This window comes from Orrella sp. 11846, assembly GCF_048820935.1.
GTDB lineage: Bacteria > Pseudomonadota > Gammaproteobacteria > Burkholderiales > Burkholderiaceae_B > Algicoccus.
In genome coordinates this window covers 1-20,767 of sequence record NZ_JBMERD010000002.1, presented here as the reverse complement: position 1 = coordinate 20,767, position 20,767 = coordinate 1, and the positions used below count along the sequence as shown (strand labels likewise).

19 protein-coding genes and 1 riboswitch are annotated in these 20,767 nt (G+C 49.2%); of the genes, 5 read left to right on the top strand and 14 right to left on the bottom strand.

Annotated elements, in window-relative coordinates; all coding sequences use genetic code 11:
• Positions 1-59 precede the first annotated feature (59 nt).
• Positions 60-692 carry a 5-formyltetrahydrofolate cyclo-ligase gene (locus ACOI06_RS01695; protein ID WP_420660752.1) on the top strand — a complete coding sequence of 211 codons (633 nt, stop codon included), beginning with the start codon at positions 60-62 and terminating at the stop codon, positions 690-692.
• Positions 693-781: 89 nt separating this feature from the next.
• On the opposite strand, the gene metF is transcribed toward ACOI06_RS01695, so the two are convergent.
• The 5 genes from metF to ACOI06_RS01670 form a co-directional block, all read right to left on the bottom strand.
• Positions 782-1,630 (bottom strand): methylenetetrahydrofolate reductase [NAD(P)H], encoded by an 849-nt coding sequence (gene metF, locus ACOI06_RS01690; protein WP_420660751.1) that lies wholly within the window; start codon positions 1,628-1,630, stop codon positions 782-784.
• Entirely contained in the window at positions 1,627-1,965 is a 339-nt protein-coding gene (locus tag ACOI06_RS01685; protein WP_420660750.1) for a phage holin family protein, read from the bottom strand. The genes metF and ACOI06_RS01685 overlap by 4 nt, the downstream gene beginning before the upstream one ends.
• An 85-nt stretch (positions 1,966-2,050) precedes the next feature.
• On the bottom strand, positions 2,051-3,466 hold the full coding sequence (gene ahcY / locus ACOI06_RS01680) for an adenosylhomocysteinase (RefSeq protein WP_420660749.1): 1,416 nt from the start codon (positions 3,464-3,466) through the stop codon (positions 2,051-2,053).
• A 71-nt stretch (positions 3,467-3,537) separates the two neighbouring features.
• Positions 3,538-3,665, bottom strand: a riboswitch (S-adenosyl-L-homocysteine riboswitch).
• Between the two features lie 37 nt (positions 3,666-3,702).
• Positions 3,703-4,515 carry an N-acyl homoserine lactonase family protein gene (locus tag ACOI06_RS01675; RefSeq protein ID WP_420660748.1) on the bottom strand — a complete coding sequence of 271 codons (813 nt, stop codon included), beginning with the start codon at positions 4,513-4,515 and terminating at the stop codon, positions 3,703-3,705.
• Positions 4,512-5,195 carry a GntR family transcriptional regulator gene (locus tag ACOI06_RS01670; protein WP_420660747.1) on the bottom strand — a complete coding sequence of 228 codons (684 nt, stop codon included), beginning with the start codon at positions 5,193-5,195 and terminating at the stop codon, positions 4,512-4,514. Before ACOI06_RS01670 ends, ACOI06_RS01675 begins: the two co-directional genes overlap by 4 nt.
• A gap of 201 nt (positions 5,196-5,396) precedes the next feature.
• Between ACOI06_RS01670 and ACOI06_RS01665 the strand changes: the two genes are divergently transcribed.
• Together ACOI06_RS01665 and ACOI06_RS01660 are read left to right on the top strand one after the other, a co-directional pair.
• Positions 5,397-5,804, top strand: coding sequence for a carboxymuconolactone decarboxylase family protein (locus ACOI06_RS01665; protein WP_420660746.1), 408 nt, complete (start codon positions 5,397-5,399; stop codon positions 5,802-5,804).
• Complete coding sequence (locus ACOI06_RS01660; protein WP_420660745.1) at positions 5,804-6,703, top strand: NAD(P)-dependent oxidoreductase; 900 nt, start codon at positions 5,804-5,806, stop codon at positions 6,701-6,703. Before ACOI06_RS01665 ends, ACOI06_RS01660 begins: the two co-directional genes overlap by 1 nt.
• Before the next feature lie 125 nt (positions 6,704-6,828).
• Here ACOI06_RS01660 and metK read toward each other — a convergent pair whose 3' ends face one another.
• Positions 6,829-7,998: a methionine adenosyltransferase gene (gene metK, locus ACOI06_RS01655; RefSeq protein ID WP_420661011.1), complete on the bottom strand. Its 1,170-nt coding sequence runs from the start codon at positions 7,996-7,998 to the stop codon at positions 6,829-6,831.
• Between the two features lie 362 nt (positions 7,999-8,360).
• Complete coding sequence (locus tag ACOI06_RS01650; protein ID WP_420660744.1) at positions 8,361-9,362, bottom strand: Bug family tripartite tricarboxylate transporter substrate binding protein; 1,002 nt, start codon at positions 9,360-9,362, stop codon at positions 8,361-8,363.
• A gap of 116 nt (positions 9,363-9,478) precedes the next feature.
• On the opposite strand from ACOI06_RS01650, the gene ACOI06_RS01645 reads away from it, so the two are divergent.
• Positions 9,479-10,246: a helix-turn-helix domain-containing protein gene (locus ACOI06_RS01645; protein WP_420660743.1), complete on the top strand. Its 768-nt coding sequence runs from the start codon at positions 9,479-9,481 to the stop codon at positions 10,244-10,246.
• Positions 10,247-10,377: 131 nt separating this feature from the next.
• The gene (locus tag ACOI06_RS01640; protein ID WP_420660742.1) at positions 10,378-11,361 is read left to right on the top strand and encodes a fumarylacetoacetate hydrolase family protein; all 984 of its coding nucleotides are present in this window, start codon (positions 10,378-10,380) and stop codon (positions 11,359-11,361) included.
• A gap of 77 nt (positions 11,362-11,438) precedes the next feature.
• Here the strand turns inward: ACOI06_RS01640 and ACOI06_RS01635 are convergent, their stop codons facing one another.
• The 7 genes from ACOI06_RS01635 to ACOI06_RS01605 form a co-directional block, all read right to left on the bottom strand.
• Positions 11,439-12,176, bottom strand: a complete 738-nt coding sequence (locus ACOI06_RS01635; protein WP_420660741.1) for an ABC transporter ATP-binding protein — start codon at positions 12,174-12,176, stop codon at positions 11,439-11,441.
• A gap of 2 nt (positions 12,177-12,178) precedes the next feature.
• Positions 12,179-12,949, bottom strand: a complete 771-nt coding sequence (livG, locus tag ACOI06_RS01630; protein WP_420660740.1) for a high-affinity branched-chain amino acid ABC transporter ATP-binding protein LivG — start codon at positions 12,947-12,949, stop codon at positions 12,179-12,181.
• A complete protein-coding gene (locus tag ACOI06_RS01625) occupies positions 12,949-14,223 on the bottom strand; it encodes a high-affinity branched-chain amino acid ABC transporter permease LivM (protein WP_420660739.1) in 1,275 nt (424 codons plus the stop codon). The genes livG and ACOI06_RS01625 overlap by 1 nt, the downstream gene beginning before the upstream one ends.
• The gene (gene livH, locus ACOI06_RS01620) at positions 14,223-15,149 is read right to left on the bottom strand and encodes a high-affinity branched-chain amino acid ABC transporter permease LivH (protein ID WP_420660738.1); all 927 of its coding nucleotides are present in this window, start codon (positions 15,147-15,149) and stop codon (positions 14,223-14,225) included. The genes ACOI06_RS01625 and livH overlap by 1 nt, the downstream gene beginning before the upstream one ends.
• Positions 15,150-15,281: 132 nt before the next feature.
• A complete protein-coding gene (locus ACOI06_RS01615; protein ID WP_420660737.1) occupies positions 15,282-16,400 on the bottom strand; it encodes a high-affinity branched-chain amino acid ABC transporter substrate-binding protein in 1,119 nt (372 codons plus the stop codon).
• A gap of 647 nt (positions 16,401-17,047) precedes the next feature.
• The gene (locus ACOI06_RS01610) at positions 17,048-19,042 is read right to left on the bottom strand and encodes a TRAP transporter permease (RefSeq protein ID WP_420660736.1); all 1,995 of its coding nucleotides are present in this window, start codon (positions 19,040-19,042) and stop codon (positions 17,048-17,050) included.
• A 372-nt stretch (positions 19,043-19,414) separates the two neighbouring features.
• Positions 19,415-20,422 (bottom strand): TAXI family TRAP transporter solute-binding subunit, encoded by a 1,008-nt coding sequence (locus tag ACOI06_RS01605; protein ID WP_420660734.1) that lies wholly within the window; start codon positions 20,420-20,422, stop codon positions 19,415-19,417.
• Between the last annotated feature and the right edge of the window lie 345 nt (positions 20,423-20,767).

Sequence of the window (20,767 nt, the reverse complement as noted above, 5' to 3'; positions counted from 1 at the left end):
ATCGTGGTAAACAGAATAGTTGAATGCCAGATTATTTCACCAGCCACTCGTTTTTCACTATGAAACAGAATACCTCAGTGCTACTCAGAAATCGCCTAAAAGACCTTAGAAATCAGATTTCACCCGAACAACAAGAACGGGAAGGCTTATTGCTGCGCGCCCGACTTTTTACCTGGCTCGCCAATACACAAGATGCGGCACGTGATTCAGGGCAAGCTATTCCAAATATTGTCGCAGCTTACTGGCCACTAGCTAATGAACCCGATTTGCGTCCACTCATGCGTCAATGGGATCTAAATGAGGTCACAGTGACACTGCCCGTTATGCTCGGTATTGCACAGCCACTTGCATTTCATCAATGGGATGTCGAGACCGAACTGTTTCAAGGTCAGTTTGGCGTCATGGAACCACCTGCACGCAACCCACTCATTCCAGATGTCGTGTTAGTTCCCACGTTGGGATTTACCGCACAGGGCGATCGCATTGGCTATGGTAAAGGTTTTTATGATCGGACCTTGGCGGATTTACGTCAAGCGGGACATCACCCCATCACCATCGGGATTGCTTGGCGAGAAGGAGCCATTGAAGCGCTGGAGCCCGAGTATCAGGCGCAACCTCATGACTTCAGACTCGACGCCATTCTGACACCGGATGGCTGGGTCAGTCACCCGCCTGAGTTTCTGAATCATTAAAAATAAGAAAAAGCAGTGCGCCTAAAAAGAAAACAGCGCACTCAAAGGTTTCCCTGTCGTCATGACGTCAGGGAAACCGACTCGAACGCTTAAGTCGTCAATGCCTGCCAAATTGCTTGCGTTGCTTGCGCATTATTAAGCGTATAGAAATGTAGGCCTGGAACCTGATTTTCGAGCAGTGTCTGACACAACTCAGTCACTACATCCACGCCAAAGGCTCGGATCGATTCACGATCATCACCCATTTCGGCTAAACGCAAACGGATCCAGCGAGGCACTTCGGCACCACACATTTCCGAAAAGCGAATCAATTGTGCGTAATTCGTGATCGGCATAATGCCCGGAATGATTGGGATTGTGACCCCTTTCATTTGTGCGCGATCGACAAAATCAAAATACGCATCGGCATTAAAGAAATACTGCGTAATCGCGCCATCTGCACCCGCGTTCACCTTGTCCACAAAATGCTTTAAATCTTTTTGTGGGCCAGAGGCTTGAGGATGCATTTCTGGATACGCAGCGACTTCGATGTGAAACCAGTCACCACTATGCTCACGAATCAATCTCACCAGATCGACGGCGTAACGCAAGGTATCCTGACTGCCCATCATGCCCATCCCAGATGGCATATCCCCGCGCAAGGCCACAATACGGCGTACACCCATATCACGGTAGCGATCCAGCAAACGACGCAAATCGTCGGGTGAGGAGCCGATACAGGATAAGTGTGGTGCAGTATCAAACCCTTCACCACTGAGGATTTCAACGGTTTCTAAGGTACCGTCACGAGTCGTGCCACCAGCGCCAAACGTGACACTGACGTAACCCGGATTCAGTGATTTAAGGGTGTTTGCCGTCTCCACGAGTCGCTTACGCCCAGCTTCATCGCGCGGCGGAAAAAACTCCAGGCTAATTGCCTGTCCATTTAAAATAGTCATGCCTGATACAACAACGATGAGAATAGTGTGGAAAGCACACTATAGACAATGGCACCGATCAACGCCCACCAGAATCCATTGACCTCAAACCCCTTGAGGATGGAGCCTGCCAACCAGAACACCAACGCATTAACCACCAACAAAAACAATCCCATCGTCACCACCGTAATCGGCAATGTCAAGAGAATCAGAATGGGTTTAATCAGTGCATTCAGCAAGCCTAAGACAAGTGCTGCAAGCATCGCCGCCCAAAACCCTGTCAAGGTAATTCCAGGCAACAGATAGCCAACGATCAACAAAGAGACAGCATTTACCATCCAAAGCACAATCAACATATCAGCCTCCGTTTACGGTTGAGTAAGCGTGCATGGACTGCCTCGACTGAGACAATCCACGTCTACACGATCAGCGGTCGGTCGATCAATAGCGGTAGTGGTTCGGTTTGTAAGGACCGTCTTGTGCCACACCGATATAGTCTGCTTGCTCTGGCGTCAGTTGCGTCAGATCCACACCAATTTTCTTGAGGTGCAGACGCGCCACTTTCTCATCCAGATGCTTGGGCAACACGTACACTTCACCCGCTTTGTACACATCATTGCGTGTAAAGAGTTCGATTTGCGCAATGGTCTGGTTGGTAAAGGAGGATGACATCACAAACGAAGGGTGGCCTGTGGCGCAACCCAAGTTCACCAAACGACCTTGGGCCAGCAAGATAATGCGCTTGCCATCAGGGAATTCGATGTGATCGACCTGTGGTTTGATCTCTTCCCACTTGTACTGCTCAAGGCTAGCCACGTCAATCTCGTTGTCAAAGTGACCAATGTTGCACACGATAGCCTGATCTTTCATGCGCTTCATGTGATCGTGCGTGATGACATGGTAGTTACCTGTTGCTGTCACGAAGATGTCTGCTTTGTCGCAAGCCTCTTCCATCGTCACGACTTTGTAGCCTTCCATCGCAGCTTGCAGGGCGCAAATTGGGTCAATTTCGGTCACCCAGACTTGTGCACGCAAAGCGGCGAGCGCCTGTGCAGAGCCTTTACCCACGTCACCGTAACCGCAAACGACTGCGATCTTACCGGCGACCATCACGTCTGTGGCACGCTTGATGCCATCAACCAGTGACTCACGGCAACCGTAGAGGTTGTCAAACTTAGACTTGGTGACCGCATCGTTCACGTTGATCGCGGCAAACGCCAGTTCACCACGACGTGACATCTGATAGAGACGATTCACACCGGTTGTGGTTTCTTCGGTCACACCTTTGATCTGGGCCAGACGCACGGAATACCAAGCAGGATCTTTAGCCAGTTGCGCGCGGATGGCAGCAAACAGATAGGTTTCTTCTTCAGAACCAGGGTTATCTAAAACGGAAAGATCTTTTTCTGCTTTGGCACCCAAGTGCAACAGCAAAGTGGCATCGCCGCCATCATCCAAGATCATGTTGGCGTACTGTCCGTTAGGCCATTCAAACAGGCGATGTGTGTAATCCCAGTACTCTTCCAGTGTTTCGCCTTTTTTAGCAAACACAGGGGTACCACCTGCCGCAATCGCTGCAGCGGCGTGATCTTGGGTAGAGAAGATGTTGCAAGACACCCAGCGCACTTCTGCACCGAGGGCTTCCAAGGTTTCAATCAGCACCGCTGTTTGAATGGTCATGTGCAGGCTACCTGCAATACGGGCGCCTTTCAGCGGCTGCGTTTTTGCGAACTCTTCGCGCACGGCCATCAGACCGGGCATTTCTGTTTCGGCAATCGCAATTTCACGACGACCCCAGTCAGCTAGACTGAGATCAGCAACTACAAAATCTTGAACTGTTTCATTCACAGCGTTCATGTCACAAAGCTCCATGCATTCTGACCGACAACGCTACAGGCGCTAGAACACCACAATCGCAATCGGTCCGGATTGGGTGAGCGCCGTTTATCTCAGGAAAAGAATCAGCGAGACCGCTGACTGTCTAAGACCATCCGGCTGAGCCTGGCGGCATTGTGCACAAACTGTGCAAATCACCGTCGCAACGCTCCTCAACCGGACAAACGTCAATAATTCAACGCAACATTGTAACTTGTTCAGACCAGAGAAGGTGGCTCGTGCAGTTTCACAATATCAATTTGCTTAGCATCGTAGCGTGGGTACTGCCTAAGCACCAAGGGATCATGACCCGGCACGATATGGTCTGGCGAGTCCGCTAATCGCTGTAATTTGGCATAGCCATCCACCATGTCACCCACGTGATACACGATGGGAAAAGGTGAAATGTTGTGCATATTGTCGTAATAATGACTGGCGTCTGACGCCAGAACCACCCAACCGCGTGCAGTGTGAACACGCACAGACTGCAGACCCTTCGTATGACCCCCAATGAGTGCCAATTCAATCCCAGGCATTAAAGCTGTATCGCCCTCATGAAAAACCACCCGGTCTGCATACACGTTGCGCACCAACGTCACCACATCCTCAACATCGTACGCATGCCTAAAAACGCCATGACACATGTGATGTCCGCAAGCGTAATGAACCTCAGCCTCTTGGATATGGAATCGTGCATTCGGGAGCTTATCGAGGTTACCCGCGTGGTCATAATGCAGATGCGTAATGATCACATCCTGAATAGACTCAGGGGTGATATCGAGCACTTCCAAGGACGCAATCGGGCACTTAATCAGTTGACGCTGCCTTTCCTTAGCGGCACGTTCACCAAACCCAGTGTCGACCAGCACTGTGCGTTCTGGACTACGAATCAGCCACACAAAAAAATCCATGGGCATGGCACCATCATGTGCATCGGTCGAAATAAAATTATCTTTGCGGGTCCGTTTCTCTAAATGCGCATAACGAATGGCATAGATCTCGTACTTCGGAAGGCTCGTTTGCTGACTCATGACTTCTCCTCCAAACCTGCCTCAGATTCACTCTCGGTTAAAACCTGTAAGGCTGCCTGACGCGCGCACTCAATATGGTGCTGTGCGGCTGCACACGCTCCTTGCTCATCGCGCTTCACAATAAAGTCTAAAAGCTCACGGATCTCACGCACACTGTGAGTCGCCCGATCCGTCATAGAAAACGATGTCGCACGCAATAGATTAATCCGTGAATGCATGCTCGGCAGAATTTCTGCCACCAAATGATTGCCGCAACCGGTGAGCAACGTGTCATAAAAATGCTGCTTCGCGATTAACAGTCCTTCACGATCTCCCGCATTCGCACATCGGTCGAGTTCTTCGACTGCCTCTCGCAACTGCGCAATCTCTTCTTGAGTGGCTAACCGTGCAAACATCTGTGCGGCATACCCTTCGAGCAAAGCCCGCAATGCATATAAGTCCTGCGCTTCTTTGAGGGACATCCGCGCCACACTCGGTCCGCGGTGCGGTTCAATCACCACCAAGCGCTCGGCTTCTAAGGCCCGTAGTGCCTCACGCAGCGTCGGGCGACTGATGCGCAACTGATCGCACAAAGCTTGTTCACGCAAACGCTCACCCGGTCTAAGTCGACCCTGCTCAATGGCTTCGCGCAAATACGCTTGTACTTGTTCCCGCAAAGTCGCAGGTTTGATAAATGACATGAAACACCTTTCACCGAAGAATACGGACTATTGAGAGCGCACACACTGGACGCTTCGCTTAAAACATTCGACAACTCTATCAGATTGTCTGACAATCTGCTTGACAGAACGTCGACTGGCTTTGCACAATTTACCCGTACTTTAACCTTTGGCCTCATCAGCCGGAAATTTTTATGTGTCATCGACACAAAGGAGGCTCACATGAGCAGCAAACAAGAAACAGAAAAACTTTTTGAAGAAGGTCTACAAGTTCGTCGCGAGGTGCTCGGCGCAGAATACGTCGATGGCGGCATTGCCAAAGCCAATGACTTCATGATGGCATTCCAGCACATCACCACAGAATGGTGCTGGGGCTACGCATGGACACGCGATGGTCTGGACCGTAAAACACGCAGTATGCTCAACTTGGCCATGCTCACGGCACTGAATCGTCCCAATGAAATCAAACTGCACACCAAAGGCGCGCTGGCCAACGGTGTCACGCCGGACGAAATTAAAGAAATTCTCTTGCATGCCACAGTCTATTGCGGCATCCCAGCCGGTCTGGATGCTTTTAAAGTTGCCAACCAAGTGCTCGAAGAAGAAGGTGCGTTTGAGGACAAAAAATAATGACCACAAAAGCTTCCATTGGATTCATCGGTCTGGGCAGCATGGGCTGGCCCATGGCCGGCCATCTCCATAAAGCCGGCTATGAACTGCATGTTTTAGATGCAGATCCAGCACGTGCACAGCAATTTACGCAAGAGTTTGGCGGCACAGCCCATCCTAACGGACAATCACTGGCGCAACAAAGTCAAATTATCATTAGCATTTTGCCAACCAGCGATATTGTGCAAACCGTTCTATGTGCCCCAGACGGTGTCTTGGCGGGTTTACAGCCCAATACCGTCGTCATTGACATGACTTCAGGTGTGCCCACCATCACCAAAGCCTTGGCCGAACAAGTGCAAAAAGCCGGTGGTCAGCTCGTCGATGCGCCCGTCTCTGGTGGTGTACCTCGTGCCAACACAGCAGAGCTCTCCATTATGTTTGGTGGTCCAGCTGAGACCTTGGCACGCGTTGAACCCATTCTGCATACTATGGGCAATGCCATTCAACACACCGGAGACGTTGGCGCCGCACACGCCATGAAAGCCCTGAACAATCTGGTTTCCGCCGGTGGATTTTTGATTGCGGCTGAAGCACTGATGATTGGCAAACGCTTTGGGCTCGATCCTGACACGATGATTGATGTGCTCAATGCATCGACTGGCATGAACAACAGCACACAAAAGAAATTCAAGCAGTTCGTGCTGAGCGGAAAATACAATGCCGGATTCGGCTTAGATCTGATGGTTAAAGACTTAAGCATTGCACTGGGCATTGCCCAAGACACGTCAACTTCGTCACCGTTTTCTGCGATGTGTCGTGAACTGTGGGCCAGTACCGCAACCATGTTGGGACCGGGTCAAGATCACACTGCCATTGCCAAACTGGTGGAAAAAATCAACTCGGATAGCATCAGTTAACACAAACTGATCGACACTGACCGACCAAGAAAAACCCGCAATTTCCTCTACACAGGAGACTGCGGGATTTTTAATGGTTGTTGAGGCATCTTATCGATGCACTCAACATCTCACTCATACACCGATTAGATGCCAGCGGCTTCTTTCAGTGCTTGTGCTTTGTCGGTAGCTTCCCAAGTGAACTCGGGTTCGCTACGACCAAAGTGGCCATAGGCAGCGGTTTTTGTATAGATCGGACGCAACAGATCCAACATGTTCACAATACCGCGTGGACGCAGATCAAAGTGTTCACGCACCAATTCAGCCAGACGCTCATCTGACACCACACCCGTACCTTCGGTGTAAACCGTGATGTTGATGGGCTCAGCCACACCAATCGCGTAACTCACTTGCACCTGGCACTGACGGGCCAGACCAGCAGCCACGACGTTTTTAGCGACGTAGCGAGCAGCATAAGCGGCTGAACGATCCACTTTAGAAGGATCTTTACCGGAGAAAGCGCCACCACCGTGTGGGCAAGCACCACCATATGTATCAACAATGATCTTACGACCTGTCAGACCGCAGTCACCTTGTGGGCCACCAATCACAAAGCGACCGGTTGGGTTCACCAAGAATTTGGTGTCAGGTGTCAACAAACCATCTGGAAAGCATGGACGAATAATTTCTTCAATCACGGCTTCACGAATGGTGCTCTCGCTCACATCAGGTGCGTGCTGTGTGGAGACCACGACCGTATCCACTTCGACAGGACGACCATCGACATAACGGAACGTAATCTGTGATTTGGCATCTGGGCGCAACCAAGGCAGACGGCCATCTTTACGCAATTCGCTTTGGCGCTGCATCACACGGTGGGCATACCAGATTGGGGCAGGCATCAAATCAGGTGTTTCATCGCAAGCGTAACCAAACATCAAACCTTGATCGCCCGCACCTTGATTCAACAGATCTTCAGGTAAGCGGTCAACGCCTTGGGCAATGTGGGGTGATTGTTTGTCAAAGCCCACCAACACAGCGCAGCCTTTGTAATCAATCCCGTAATCGCTGTTGTCATAGCCGATGCGCTGAATGGTGTCACGCGCCACTTGGATGTAATCCACATTGGCTGTGGTGGTGATTTCACCCGCTAAAACAACCAGTCCGGTGTTGCAAAGTGTTTCAGCTGCCACACGTGCATCGGGGTCTTGTTCAAAAATAGCGTCCAGAATGGCATCTGAAATCTGATCAGATACTTTGTCGGGATGACCTTCAGATACGGATTCAGAGGTGAACAGAAAATCGTTCAGTTTCATTGACATAACAAACACGTCCTTCAAGTTTTGTGCGCAAGGCTGCGCGTTACATGAGGCGCAGCACCCTAAGCATATTGAAGACGGTTTGTCTTACGATCGGACCACGGGCGCGACGCTTTAGCGGAATACTACAAACACCGAAATCGGTGTGGACTGCTCCGCAAGTTGTCGGTTAACTCAACAGTCCGAATCGGATATTAACAAAATTTCCTTTGTCAAGTGAAGGAACCCTGCTCGCATCATGCGTATTTTTAATGACTGACTGTTTATGGTTGACTGTTTTCCATCAAAGAAAACAGTCAACCTTTACGTTTCAGATCAGTACACCCAAGTGTTACAGATATCTTTGCTAAGAAATGTACTTAATCAGAAGCAATATCCAACTTTTCAATAATGGCTGACCATTGTTTCTGATCATTGTGAAGCGCAGTTTTAAATTGCTCCGTGGTCAACCCTGGATATTCCAGCCCCATTGACGTCATTTGCTCAACAACTTCGGGCTTACGCATAATCCGATCCAGTTCAGTCCAAATCTTTTCTTTAAGTTCTGGATTCAGTCCAGCTGGGGCTAAAACACCATACCAATTCACAGTTTGAAAACCTGGCACAGTTTCATTGACCGCCGGTACATCAGGCAAAATGCGACTGCGCTCAGGCCCTGTAACCGCCAATAGCCGCATCGCGCCCGATTTCACATGTGGCAGAATAAGTGATGTTCCACCAGCAAACACTTGAACTTCATCTTGTATGAGGGCAAGCGCTGCTGGACCACCCCCACGATACGGGACATGCAACATATCGAGATCAGCAGCATCAGTGAGTGACGCCATCGTTAAGTGATTAATACTGCCAATACCACCTGAAGAATAGGCGAGTTTTCCGGGGTTTTGCTTTGCATACTCGACCAATTCTTCAAAGGTTTGAAACGGCGAATTTGCATTGACAGCAATCCCTGTTGTCACGTGCGCCAACATAGAAACTGGTTCAAACGACTCAACAGGATCAAATGGTAATTTTTTGTAAAGTGATCCGGACATCGCGTGCGTTGACACGCCCCCAACCTCAAGCGTGTAGCCATCCGGTGCGGCACGAGCCACATGTCCAGCACCGATCGTTCCTCCTGCACCTGTCACGTTTTCAACAATCATGGGTTGACCTGAAGCAGGAAAAAAGTCTGCGCCAACCATGCGCGCTAAAATGTCTGTCGTTCCTCCCGCAGCAAACGGAGAAATAACCCGAATTACTTTCTCGGGATAAGACGCCACGGGATCTGCGGCCAATACACTCGACGACAACACACATGTCGCTGCGAATAATGCGGCACCAGCAAACTGTTGCATAGAAAAAATCTGTTTCAATCTCATGACTTAAGTCCTCCTAAAAGTTAGGATTCAGTATATGAGCGGCTCACCGCCACCTCTACGTTCATCAGAACTTGTTCCGCAGCACGGAATCACATCGTCTCTGAAAAGCAAAAGTCATGACAAAGCGTATCAACCCTATCGTCAGAGCACTCGATTTATTGCGGGCACTGAATCGTCAACCGCAAAACTCATTAAGTCATCTGCACCGTGTCACCGGATTACCAAAATCAACTGTGCACCGGATTCTGGCAACCTTAAAAAGTGAAGGCTACGTTCAATCTGACATCGGCAAAGGAATGTACTCGCTAACCGAAAAAGTGCGTTCTTTGAGTGTGGGCTATACCGACTATGATCTAACTGTGGAATTAGGCGCAAATATTCTGCTGAAGATCACTAGGCAAACAGGTTTGCCATTGGCTATTGGAACCATCCACGGCGGACGCATCCTTGTGCGATACAGCAGCATGCCATACAGCCCAATCGGATCAGAACATACGACAGTGGGCCATGAGCACAATCTACTGGAGTCCGCATTAGGACAAGCCTACCTAGGGTTTTGCTCTGAAGCTGAAAGGCAACGACTCACCGAGCTTTTAATCAGCGCAGCCTCATCTCCCGAACAGATCGAGCAAATTACAAACCGAATAAACCGAACGGCATCCAGTACTCAACAAAGAGGCTATGGGTTTCGTGCTTCAGACACACCCGGATCTACAACATCTATTGCCATCCCCTTAAAAAAACAAGATGAGATTCTTGGTGCATTAAGTTTGACAACTTTTTCTGCTTTGATCACTCACAAGACAACTCAGGAATGCCTGACTGTTTTACAAACTGCCGCGACAGAAATCATACAAAAAGTATCGGATCGATTGACGCCATAGATTCCGCGTCACGGAACATTTTGTTTGTCGATACAAAACCGACCGTCTGCACCGCTATCCTTTCAAGTGAAACCTTCAACGACACAGGTCATGCTGACTTGTGCAACTTATCTCACTTGTCTGGGGACACTATGAAACTAATCAGCTACGCATTGCCTGAAGAGCCTGAAATCGCCCGAGTTGGGTTTGTGATTTCCGATGATGAATTTGTGAGCGTCGCTCAAGCATGTAACACCCAGGACACATTCTCTTTACCTGCTCTGACCGACATTCATTCAATCATTGAAGCAGGTCCTGAGGTTTGGAAAAAACTCACTGCTCTTGAGCAAAGCATTCAGAACAATCTAGAAGATTTAGAGCGCCTACGGATCGATGATGTCATCATTCTGCCTGCAGTCCAGAAACCTTCTAAATTATGCGGCCTTGCTTTAAACAATAGCGCCAACACAGACCGTATCTTATCTGGCCCCAAACATCCTGCACTTTTTACCAAACCATTGACTGCACTCGTTGGGCATGGTCAGCCCATTCTCCTTAAAGGGCACTATGGCCGGGTGCATCCTGAGCCAGAACTCGCACTAATCATCGGCAAAAAAGCCACTGATATTGCAGCTAAGGATGCATACGATTATGTGTTTGGTTATACCGTACACAACGATCTGACCTCACCCACAATGCGTAACGAAGATTCCTTCCATTACCGGGCCATTCATCCCGCAAAAGAAGGTGAAGACATTGTGTATGTCGACAGTCATGTCTCTTACAGTGGTCGCTATAAAGGTTCTGATACTTTCTCACCACTTGGGCCTTGGATTGTCACGAAAGACGAAATCCAAAATCCTCATGATTTAAACATCGAATGCCATGTTCGTGATGAGTGTTATGCCAGCGATAACACTCAGAATCTGTTCCACAAAATACCCGAGGTGCTTGAGTTTATTTCGGCATACACCACATTGCTACCAGGTGATGTCGTGTCATTAGGCACAGCTCTCGCCTCCAGTGGAAAGCCCGGTCGGGCAGTTCAAAATGCTGACCTTAATATCATGGGTGGCCCCGTGAGCGTCACAATTCAAAGTATTGGTCGCCTAAGCAATCCCGTGAAAAAAGTGTAAATCTGAAAACTGCGGGACAAGACAAATGGTTTTGTTCCGCTTAAACCCACAAAAAACAGCACTAGAAAACGAGGTACTTACCCACCCAGATAAGCCTGACGCACGGCATCATTACTCAGCAGGTTCTGTCCAGTGTCCTCAAGCACCATGCGACCGTTCTCGAGCACATAGCCTCGATCGGCAATCTGCAAGGCTTTATGCGCATTTTGTTCCACCAGAAAAACGGTCACCCCTTCATCTCGTACCATGGTGACAATCTCAAAAATCTGAGCAATAATTAAAGGCGCCAATCCCAGTGTGGGCTCATCCAGTAAAAGCAGTCTAGGCTGACTCATCAATGCCCTGCCGATCGCCACCATCTGCTGCTCACCGCCCGACAAAGTACCTGCTCGTTGCGCTGCACGCTCACGCAATCTTGGAAACAATTCAAAGACATGGGTGATCCCGGCTTCAATCTCATGCTTATCCAGAAAAAAGCCACCCATTTGCAGGTTCTCAGTGACCGTCAACGCGGGAAACACGCGTCGACCTTCTGGAGAAATCGCTAAACCCTTGCGCATAATCTGATGCGTAGGCAACATCGCAACATCTTCGCCATGCAACAGAATTTGTCCTTGCGTTGCTCTCGGATTGCCACACACAGTCATCAAAAGCGATGTTTTACCAGCCCCGTTCGAACCGATCAGTGAAACAATTTCACCTTCATTCACGTGCAAACTGACATCATCGACCGCACAAATCGCACCATAATGCGTACTGAGATGTCGAATATCCAGCATCGCAGCCTTACCCGTCTGAGCAGAATTCTGCGTCATAATTATTCTTCTCCCAGATAGGCCTTGATCACACGTTCGTCATTACGGACTTTCTCGGGAATATCCAACGCAATTGGACGTCCATGCTCCATCACTAAAATCCTTTCAGCCACGCCCATCACTAAACTCATGTCGTGTTCAATTAAGAGCACGCACACATCAAACTCATCCCGCAAACGGCCAATCAACAGTTGAAGGTCTTTTTTCTCTTGGGGGTTTAAGCCTGCAGCGGGTTCATCGAGCATCAAAACTCGGGGCTGCGTGACCATGCATCTGGCAATTTCAAGTCGACGTTGATGACCATAAGCAAGGTTGCCGGCTTCTCGGTTCGCAAATTCGCGCAAATCCATGTAATCCAGCCAGAACAATGCTTGCTTAAGCATCTTCTCTTCAGTCTCACGATAGCGGCGCGTTTTGAGAAGCCCGGTCAGCATGTTGGTGCGCAGATTATGTTGCGCCACCAATAAATTCTCCAAGACCGTCATGCTCTTGAATAGTCGCACGTTCTGAAACGTGCGCACCACGCCTTGGCGAGCCACTTGATGGCTACCCATAGAGGCAATTTCTCGGCCTTGCAAACGAATACTGCCCGTTGTCGGTTTGTAAAAACCACTGATGCAATTAAAGACCGTGGTTTTACCCGCCCCATTTGGGCCAATCACAACAAAGATTTCACGCGGCTTTACAGAAAAACTAATGCCATCGACGGCCAGCAATCCACCAAACCGCATACTCAGGTCGGTCACTGTCAGAAACGAATCGTCGTTTGCCATCACGACACCTCCACGTGAGGTCGTTTACTGGGCAACAAGCCTTGCGGGCGCCAGATCATCATCAAGATCATAATGAGCCCAAAGACCAACATCCGATACTGTGCAAACTCACGCGCAAACTCAGGCACCACGGTAATTAACACCGCAGCTAAAATCACACCCAACTGCGAACCCATTCCGCCCAGCACCACAATCGCTAGGATCAAAGCAGATTCCATAAATGTAAAGGATTCTGGATTCACAAAACCCTGACGTGCCGCAAAAAACGCACCACCAAACCCGGCAAACACCGCACCCAGCGTAAACGCAGACAGCTTGATCGACATGGGATTAAGCCCTAACGAGCGGCATGCAATCTCATCTTCGCGCAAAGCTTCCCAAGCCCGTCCAATTGGCATACGCAGCAATCGATTCGAGACCCACAGTGTGATCAAAGCCAACACCAAGGCCATCAAATACAGGAAGATCACCATGTGCATGGTGTTATATGTGAGCCCAAAGAATTGGTGAAATGTTTCAACTCCTGCCACGCTCGAGCGACGTGTCATTTCAAGGCCAAACACCGTGGGTTTAGGAATATTGGCAATACCGTCAGGCCCGCCGGTAAAGCTGGTCAAATTAATCAGCAGCAAACGAATAATTTCCCCGAACCCGAGCGTCACAATGGCCAGATAGTCGCCTCGCAAGCGCAAGACTGGGAACCCAAGCATCAACCCAAAAAAGCCCGCCATCACGCCAGCAACTGGCAAGGCCTCCCAAAAGCTCCAACCTAACCAGTGATAAAGCAGGGCAAAGGTATAGGCGCCGGTTGCGTAAAACCCTGCAAAGCCCAAATCTAGGAGACCCGCAAAACCCACCACAATATTGAGCCCCAGACCCAACATGATGTAAATCAAGGCGAGCGTCGCAATATCGACTGCGTTGCGACCCGCCAAAAATGGCCAGACCACCAACACAACCAATCCAAGCAACATCCACACCAGGTTTTTATGTCTTGCCCCCCCTAACGCAGGTAAGACAATCGTAGGTGCTTTCCACGACACATATTGCTTCAAAGCAGGCCGAAATAGCTGCACCACAAAAACCGCCAAGCAACCCCAGATCAGGAATGCCCAATCCGGATTCACGATGGTTTTTGAGCCAATTCGCTCTAGCCGAAACCCAAAAATAGGCATGATCAACAAAGCTGTAATAATCGCTGCTGATATCGCACCTGTGAAATTTTGTCGCCAATCAAATCCGCGCACAGAACTTGACCTCACTGCTGTACGCATCAGACTTTCTCCACCTCGGGTTTACCGAGTAAACCACTGGGTCGCACCAGAAGCACGAGCACCAACACCGAGAAAGCCACAATGTCTTTGTATTCAGAAGAAATGTAGGCAGCGGCCAATGTTTCAGCGACACCCAGCAACACGCCTCCGAGCATGGCACCTGGAATCGATCCAATACCTCCCAGCACGGCCGCTGTAAAAGCTTTAATGCCTGCGAGAAACCCAATAAACGGATTGAGCTTACCAACTGCGAGCGCAATCAACACACCGCCCACAGCAGCCAGCATCGCACCCAAGACAAACGTAAACGAAATCACCTTGTTGGTATCAATCCCCAACAAATTCGCCATGTGCATGTCTTGTGAACAGGCACGCGACGCTCGACCCATGCGTGAATGACCAATATAGAGAGTGAGCAGCGCCATCAGCACAACTGTCACAACAATGATTAGGACGCGCGCATAAGGGATAAAAATCTCAAAACCCCCTTCACTACCGAATCGGAACGCGCCAGGCAACAAGGCGGGCACAGCCATATCTCGGGCACCCTGACCCAAAGCAACCCAGTTTTGTAAAAAGATCGACATGCCAATGGCTGAAATTAAAGGCACCAGTCGCGGACTGTTGCGCAACGGCTTATAAGCCAGCTTATCAATCGCAAATCCGTAAGTGCCGGTAAAGATCATGGCGACAATCAGCATCAGCATAATGATGAGCCAGATTGGCAAACCACTTTGAACACCAATGGCCGAGAGCGTCACTAAACCGACATAGCCGCCAATCATGTAAATTTCGCCGTGTGCGAAATTAATGATGCCAATAATACCGTACACCATGGTGTAACCAATCGCAATTAAGGCGTAAATAGCGCCAAGCGACACACCATTGAAAAGTTGCTGGATTAACTGCGAAAGCACGTCATCCATGTACACCCGACCCCACGATCAATGTTTAAAACGCACACAACGATCCGAAGCTGACCCTGAGGTTTTGTGTGGCAAACACTCAAAACCTCAGGATTCAGAACTCAGAACATTGCGCTTCTGTCTGTTTCAGACTTATTTAGCAGGTGTTTTACTGCCATCTGCATGCCACTCAAAGATATCAAATACAAAATCTTTGAGGTCACCCTGCTCATTCCAGGCCACTGCGCCAATGGGCGTATTGAACTGATTGGCGTGTAGGTAATCAGCCACTTTGTCCGGATCATCACCCACTGCTTTCAGAGCTTCAGCTAAAACTTGCACGCCCGTAAAGGCGGTCATCTGGAAAGCACCTGATGGATCGCGTTTGTTGTCTTTAAACGCTTTCACAATTGCAGCGTTCTCTGGGTTTTGTGAAAAGTCGGTTGGCAATGTCAGCAACATGCCTTCAACGGCCTCACCTGCGATGGCATTCACATCCGGGTTACCCACACCCTCGGGCCCCATCATGGGCACTTTAAGACCTTGTTCTGCACCTTGACGCAACAGCAAACCCATTTCTGGGTGATAGCCACCAAAGTAGACGAAATCAACGCCTTCGCTCTTGAGCTTGGTGATGACGGCTGAATAGTCACTGTCACCGGCGTTAATGCCCTCAAACAGCACCACATCCACGCCCGCATCTTTCAGGACATCACGCACGTTGGCGGCAATCCCTTGACCATAGGATTGTTTGTCGTGAAGGACGGCCACTTTACTGGGCTTGACGTTATTGATGATGTATTTCGCAGCGGCTGGACCTTGCTGGTCATCGCGACCAATGGTGCGAAAGATATAGTGATAACCATTGTTGTCGGTCAGGGCAGGTGCGGTAGCCGACGGTGTTAACACCACCACCCCTTCATTGTCGTAAATCGGCATGGCCGCAATCGCAGCACCCGAACAAACCGGTCCGATCACATAATTCACCTTGTCGTTCACAACACGGTTAGCTGCCACAGGCCCTTGCTTAGGCTCACATGCATCATCCACGATGACCGTTGTCAGTTTTTCACCATTAATCCCACCTTCAGCATTAATGAGTTCAACGGCGGTAGCCACGCCTTCTTTCACCATATCCCCGTACTGGGTCAATGGACCTGTGGCCGGGATCACCATGGCAATGGTAATTTCTGCTTGAGCCGACGAAAAAGCCATCAGGCTTGCGCTGCCTAAAACTGCGGCGAGTGTTTTAATACGAAAAGAAACAGACATATTCGCACTTCCAAAAAAATCAGTTTGACCACAGAGCCTGCTTGAACATGGCACAACACCAAAGACTCCGACGACTAAACAAGTCTATGTGTTTTAGATAAAGACCACAATCTGGTTAACCATTACAAAAAACTTACTCAAATCGACTCACCGTACATTTGATGTTCTCTTCCTACTTCTCCATCAACACCTAGCAGCACACAATCGCTAGGATTTACTTCAACTCCATAGGCTGACACGGAATAACTTTCCGCCTATATTGACCCACCCAATTTTCGTCAATATTGTCTCTGCATAGTACAGAATATTTTTTGCTGTATTGAAGTCACGGTTGCAACTACCGATTTGTTGACGACTCAATGCTTGGTTCGCTCTCCTTAGTCAGTTCAATTACCACAAAGCTAAAGAGTTCTTATCTATATATGGAAATCATTCTAGCTGTAAAGATTCCCAAATTCACTGCTAGCCTACGGAGGCTCTGTGACGCATGAACAATCGGCGAAACTCTCCTTACAGGAGCAAAGCTAACAAATAGCGGTGACCCTATTTGGGTGATCGTGTCGTAACATGGTCGCTTATGAATCTATTCATTTGAGTACGTAGGCATAGATTCGGATAGATTTAAGCTAACGGTTACTAACCCTCATTTAAGCAGTCACTTCCTTCAGACCAGGTCCGTCATCGTCTTTGCGAGGTTTCTGAAGAATCCAAATCCCCGCCAACACAGCCAAGCCAATCAGACTGATCACAAAATCCGGCATAATTAGGCAGATACCGGCCGCAAAGAGCACCACACGCTCCCAAGCCTTGGCCTTACTCATAAAGAATCCAATCATCGAGCTACTGACTGCGACCATGCCCAGAATTGCTGTCGCAACCGCCAAAATAAGCGGTACAACCGTCACGTTATCCATAACCAGAATTGGATTGTAAATAAAGATGTAAGGAATGATGAACGCAGCAATCGCCAGCTTGACGGCCGTCACCCCACTCTGGAACGGATTGGCGCGCGCAATCCCTGCACCGGCATAAGCCGCCAGACACACTGGGGGTGTGATATCAGCCACAATCCCGAAATAGAACACGAACATGTGGACTGCAATTGGCGACAAATCAAAACCATTGATCAATGCGGGTGCTGCGACGGTCGCCGTCACCACATAGTTAGCCGTTGTCGGCAGACCCATGCCAAGCACGAGACAAGCAATCATCGTAAAGAACAAAGCCAAGAACAAAACGCCACCAGACAAGGCAATGATGCTGGTTGCGAACTTCGCACCCAACCCAGTCATGCTGACCACACCGGCAATAATACCGGCTGTGGCCACCGCTGCAATCACTGGCAAAGCCACGCGTGCGCCCTGCTCCAGCACATAGATAATCTTGCGAAATCCCATGCGCGTTTCTTTACGCACCATGCTCACCAAGAAAGCTGTCAGAATCCCCATGATGGCGGCTCTTTGTGGCGTATAGCCAATCATGACTGTCCCTGTAATCACGAATAACGGCAGCAGCATATAGCCGTATTGCTTCATGAGGATGCCAACATTAGGCAACTCTGACTTGGGCAGCCCCACAATGCGCAAACGCTTGGCTTCAAAGTGGGTCCCAATGAAGATCCCCAAGAAATACAAAATGGCTGGAATAATGGCAGCCGCCATCACCACCGCATACGAAACACCTAAGTACTCCATCATGATAAAAGCGGCTGCCCCCATGATGGGTGGCATGATTTGACCGCCCGTGGAAGCTGAAGCTTCGGTTCCCGCAGCAAACTCCGGCTTAAAGCCTGCGTTTTTCATCATAGGAATGGTAAAGGAACCGGATGCCACGGTATTGCCCACCGAGCTACCCGATACCATGCCTTGCAAGGCACTGGCCACCACAGCCGCTTTGGCGGTTCCACCGGTAAACCGTCCTGTCAATCCAAATGCGAGATCGTTAAAAAATTGACCAATGCGTGTGTGAATCAAAAGCACACCAAAAAACAAGAACAGGTAAATGTACTTTGCGGAAATCTGTATCGGTGTGCCAAACACCCCACTATCTCGATACCAAAGTTTGGTCGCAACATCGTCAAAATCATAACCTTGATGCGACAGAAGCTGTGTCGGGATGTAATTGCCAAACATGGCATAGCCAATCATCACCAGCGCCACCAGCACAATCGGCAGTCCGACCGTTCGACGGGTCGCTTCAAGCAACAACACAATGCCGGCAACCGACAGATAAGTGTCATATTCGCTATAACCCCACGTCACGCCCATCAACAGCTCATCAAAGTTGATGACCTTGTAGTAAGTAATGTACATCGCAGCAAATGCCAGCACCACGTCATACCAAGGGACGGATTTTTGAAACAGTTGCTGACCTTTCACCCTCGGGAACAGTAAGAAAATCAGCCCCAAGGCGGTACCCAGATGCAGGGCACCCTGTTTTTGTGAGGGTAGTGTGCCGAAATACCCGGTATACAGATGGAAGACGGTCAGAGCCACCCCAAGGAACATCACCACCCAGGCCCACATGCCGATATTTTCTCGGAAGTTACTCTCCCGATCATATTTTTGAAGAATCGCTTGCGCATCTTTTTCTGCGGCCAGTGCCTGCTCTTCTTTGCTCAGGGCGCTCTCATTTCTATCCATTACAACGATTCCTTTCCAAGGACAACCACCACAATCTTTTTCGGATGCAATTTTGATTAACCTAATTCAATGTCTGCATCGGGCCGAGCGTTTTGTTTTATCATCATTGCGCGACCTGTCTTAATCAAAAAGATGCGTTGACCTCCATCAGGGGAACGCTCCCTGCAAACTGATACAACCGCAGTGAGCCAACAATTTCACGACAAACGTGAAGGCGCGTCGACTGTTGGCGAAGACCGACCGGTCTCCACATTGTTTTTTGTCATCTGAACCCCAGACAAACAACGATATGCCCCGAGCTCAATGCACTAGAAGAGCATGAAAAACCCTTTCCAGAGTTTTCCATGCTGGGACCTGATGACTCAGGATTGATTACTTCTTGGCAATATCATCAAGGCTTTTGATGCCTGTGGCTTTACGAGTCACGATCTGAACCACTTCAGGATAGACGTGGCCGATAAAGGCAACGTTATTCACCTGACGATCTTTAAACTGACCTTCACCGTTCACAGCATTCAGAGCAGGGACGTGAACCGTCATACCGGCGTCCATCTTGCCGCGACCGATTGTGGCCAAGTTTTCCAGTGACGCACCCGTTTCAACGTTGGTAAAGTTGCCATCTGCGTGTTTATTCCAGACGTTGGCAATTTCACCGCCCAGTGGGTAGTAAGTTCCACCTTGGCTACCTGTACCCAGAACGAATTCTTTTTTGCGCTTGTCTTTCGTGGCTTTCACTTCAGCAACGGGGCCATCGACCTTCAAGCCACGCTCTTCATAATAGCGTTTAGCACCTGGGTGAATCGGCAGACCTTGTGCACCATTGAGTGCGTTCTCTAGTGTTAACTGAACACCTTGAGCGTGCGTGATCTCATTGGAATTCTCGACCATGGCTTTAGCCATCTGATAGGCCAGCTCATCGTCAATTGTGTCAGTATTCACTACCATCACAGCAAAAGCTGCAATGGTTGGCACATCGGCATCAAGGAATTTATACGCAGTTTTTGGGATCACGTAACGACCGTAGCGGTTTTCTTTTTCCGCTTTCTCAATCACGGCGTCGGACAGACCCAGCATCACCACGTCACCTGTAGACGCATTCAAGCTCTCAATACTACCGGCGGGCACACCCAGAATACCGATCGAAATGTCGATGTTACCGTCTTGAACAAGATCTGCAGCGTTTCCAAATCCTTCCTGAAACGCCTGATAGTCACCCTCGCCCAAACCGTAACCTTGCAAAATGACGCGCGAGACTGAGTTGGTCTCACTGGCAGCCGGCCCAATCGCAATTTTTGCGGCGTGCGCACTACCAAAAACAGCCAATGCGGATGCCACACCAGCCAACGCAAAACGTTTCAGGGTTTTTTTTGTACTGATCATATTGATGCCTCCAAAATTTCACTGTCATTGCGACAGCGTTCGTACACCTGAACGTTGAAGTTCGTCAAAAAATCACTCTGACCGATTCAACGTATCGTGTCAAAAACTCTTTTTAGCAGGACTCAAAAGTCCCGCAAAAAAACAGTATCTGCCAAAAAGGATACTTAGCCACAGGTCCACTCGTCAAGGCGATTCAACAGATTTAGGTACTAATACTGATAGTATCTTTTAGTGACTACTCTTGATTTTTTGGGTTTTTCTTGTACATTCATCACAAAAATCCCGGTCTCCAAAGCACAGAAACCGGGCAAACTTTCTTCCTTTTATAGCGCACACCCTACTTTA

Bases quoted from the DNA above. Each gene is read 5' to 3' on its own strand.
- ACOI06_RS01695 (WP_420660752.1), top strand. From the start codon at position 60: ATGAAACAGAATACCTCAGTGCTACTCAGAAATCGCCTAAAAGACCTT.
- metF (WP_420660751.1), bottom strand. From the start codon at position 1,630: ATGACTATTTTAAATGGACAGGCAATTAGCCTGGAGTTTTTTCCGCCG.
- ACOI06_RS01685 (WP_420660750.1), bottom strand. From the start codon at position 1,965: ATGTTGATTGTGCTTTGGATGGTAAATGCTGTCTCTTTGTTGATCGTT.
- ahcY (WP_420660749.1), bottom strand. From the start codon at position 3,466: ATGAACGCTGTGAATGAAACAGTTCAAGATTTTGTAGTTGCTGATCTC.
- ACOI06_RS01675 (WP_420660748.1), bottom strand. From the start codon at position 4,515: ATGAGTCAGCAAACGAGCCTTCCGAAGTACGAGATCTATGCCATTCGT.
- ACOI06_RS01670 (WP_420660747.1), bottom strand. From the start codon at position 5,195: ATGTCATTTATCAAACCTGCGACTTTGCGGGAACAAGTACAAGCGTAT.
- ACOI06_RS01665 (WP_420660746.1), top strand. From the start codon at position 5,397: ATGAGCAGCAAACAAGAAACAGAAAAACTTTTTGAAGAAGGTCTACAA.
- ACOI06_RS01660 (WP_420660745.1), top strand. From the start codon at position 5,804: ATGACCACAAAAGCTTCCATTGGATTCATCGGTCTGGGCAGCATGGGC.
- metK (WP_420661011.1), bottom strand. From the start codon at position 7,998: ATGAAACTGAACGATTTTCTGTTCACCTCTGAATCCGTATCTGAAGGT.
- ACOI06_RS01650 (WP_420660744.1), bottom strand. From the start codon at position 9,362: ATGAGATTGAAACAGATTTTTTCTATGCAACAGTTTGCTGGTGCCGCA.
- ACOI06_RS01645 (WP_420660743.1), top strand. From the start codon at position 9,479: ATGACAAAGCGTATCAACCCTATCGTCAGAGCACTCGATTTATTGCGG.
- ACOI06_RS01640 (WP_420660742.1), top strand. From the start codon at position 10,378: ATGAAACTAATCAGCTACGCATTGCCTGAAGAGCCTGAAATCGCCCGA.
- ACOI06_RS01635 (WP_420660741.1), bottom strand. From the start codon at position 12,176: ATGACGCAGAATTCTGCTCAGACGGGTAAGGCTGCGATGCTGGATATT.
- livG (WP_420660740.1), bottom strand. From the start codon at position 12,949: ATGGCAAACGACGATTCGTTTCTGACAGTGACCGACCTGAGTATGCGG.
- ACOI06_RS01625 (WP_420660739.1), bottom strand. From the start codon at position 14,223: ATGCGTACAGCAGTGAGGTCAAGTTCTGTGCGCGGATTTGATTGGCGA.
- livH (WP_420660738.1), bottom strand. From the start codon at position 15,149: ATGGATGACGTGCTTTCGCAGTTAATCCAGCAACTTTTCAATGGTGTG.
- ACOI06_RS01615 (WP_420660737.1), bottom strand. From the start codon at position 16,400: ATGTCTGTTTCTTTTCGTATTAAAACACTCGCCGCAGTTTTAGGCAGC.
- ACOI06_RS01610 (WP_420660736.1), bottom strand. From the start codon at position 19,042: ATGGATAGAAATGAGAGCGCCCTGAGCAAAGAAGAGCAGGCACTGGCC.
- ACOI06_RS01605 (WP_420660734.1), bottom strand. From the start codon at position 20,422: ATGATCAGTACAAAAAAAACCCTGAAACGTTTTGCGTTGGCTGGTGTG.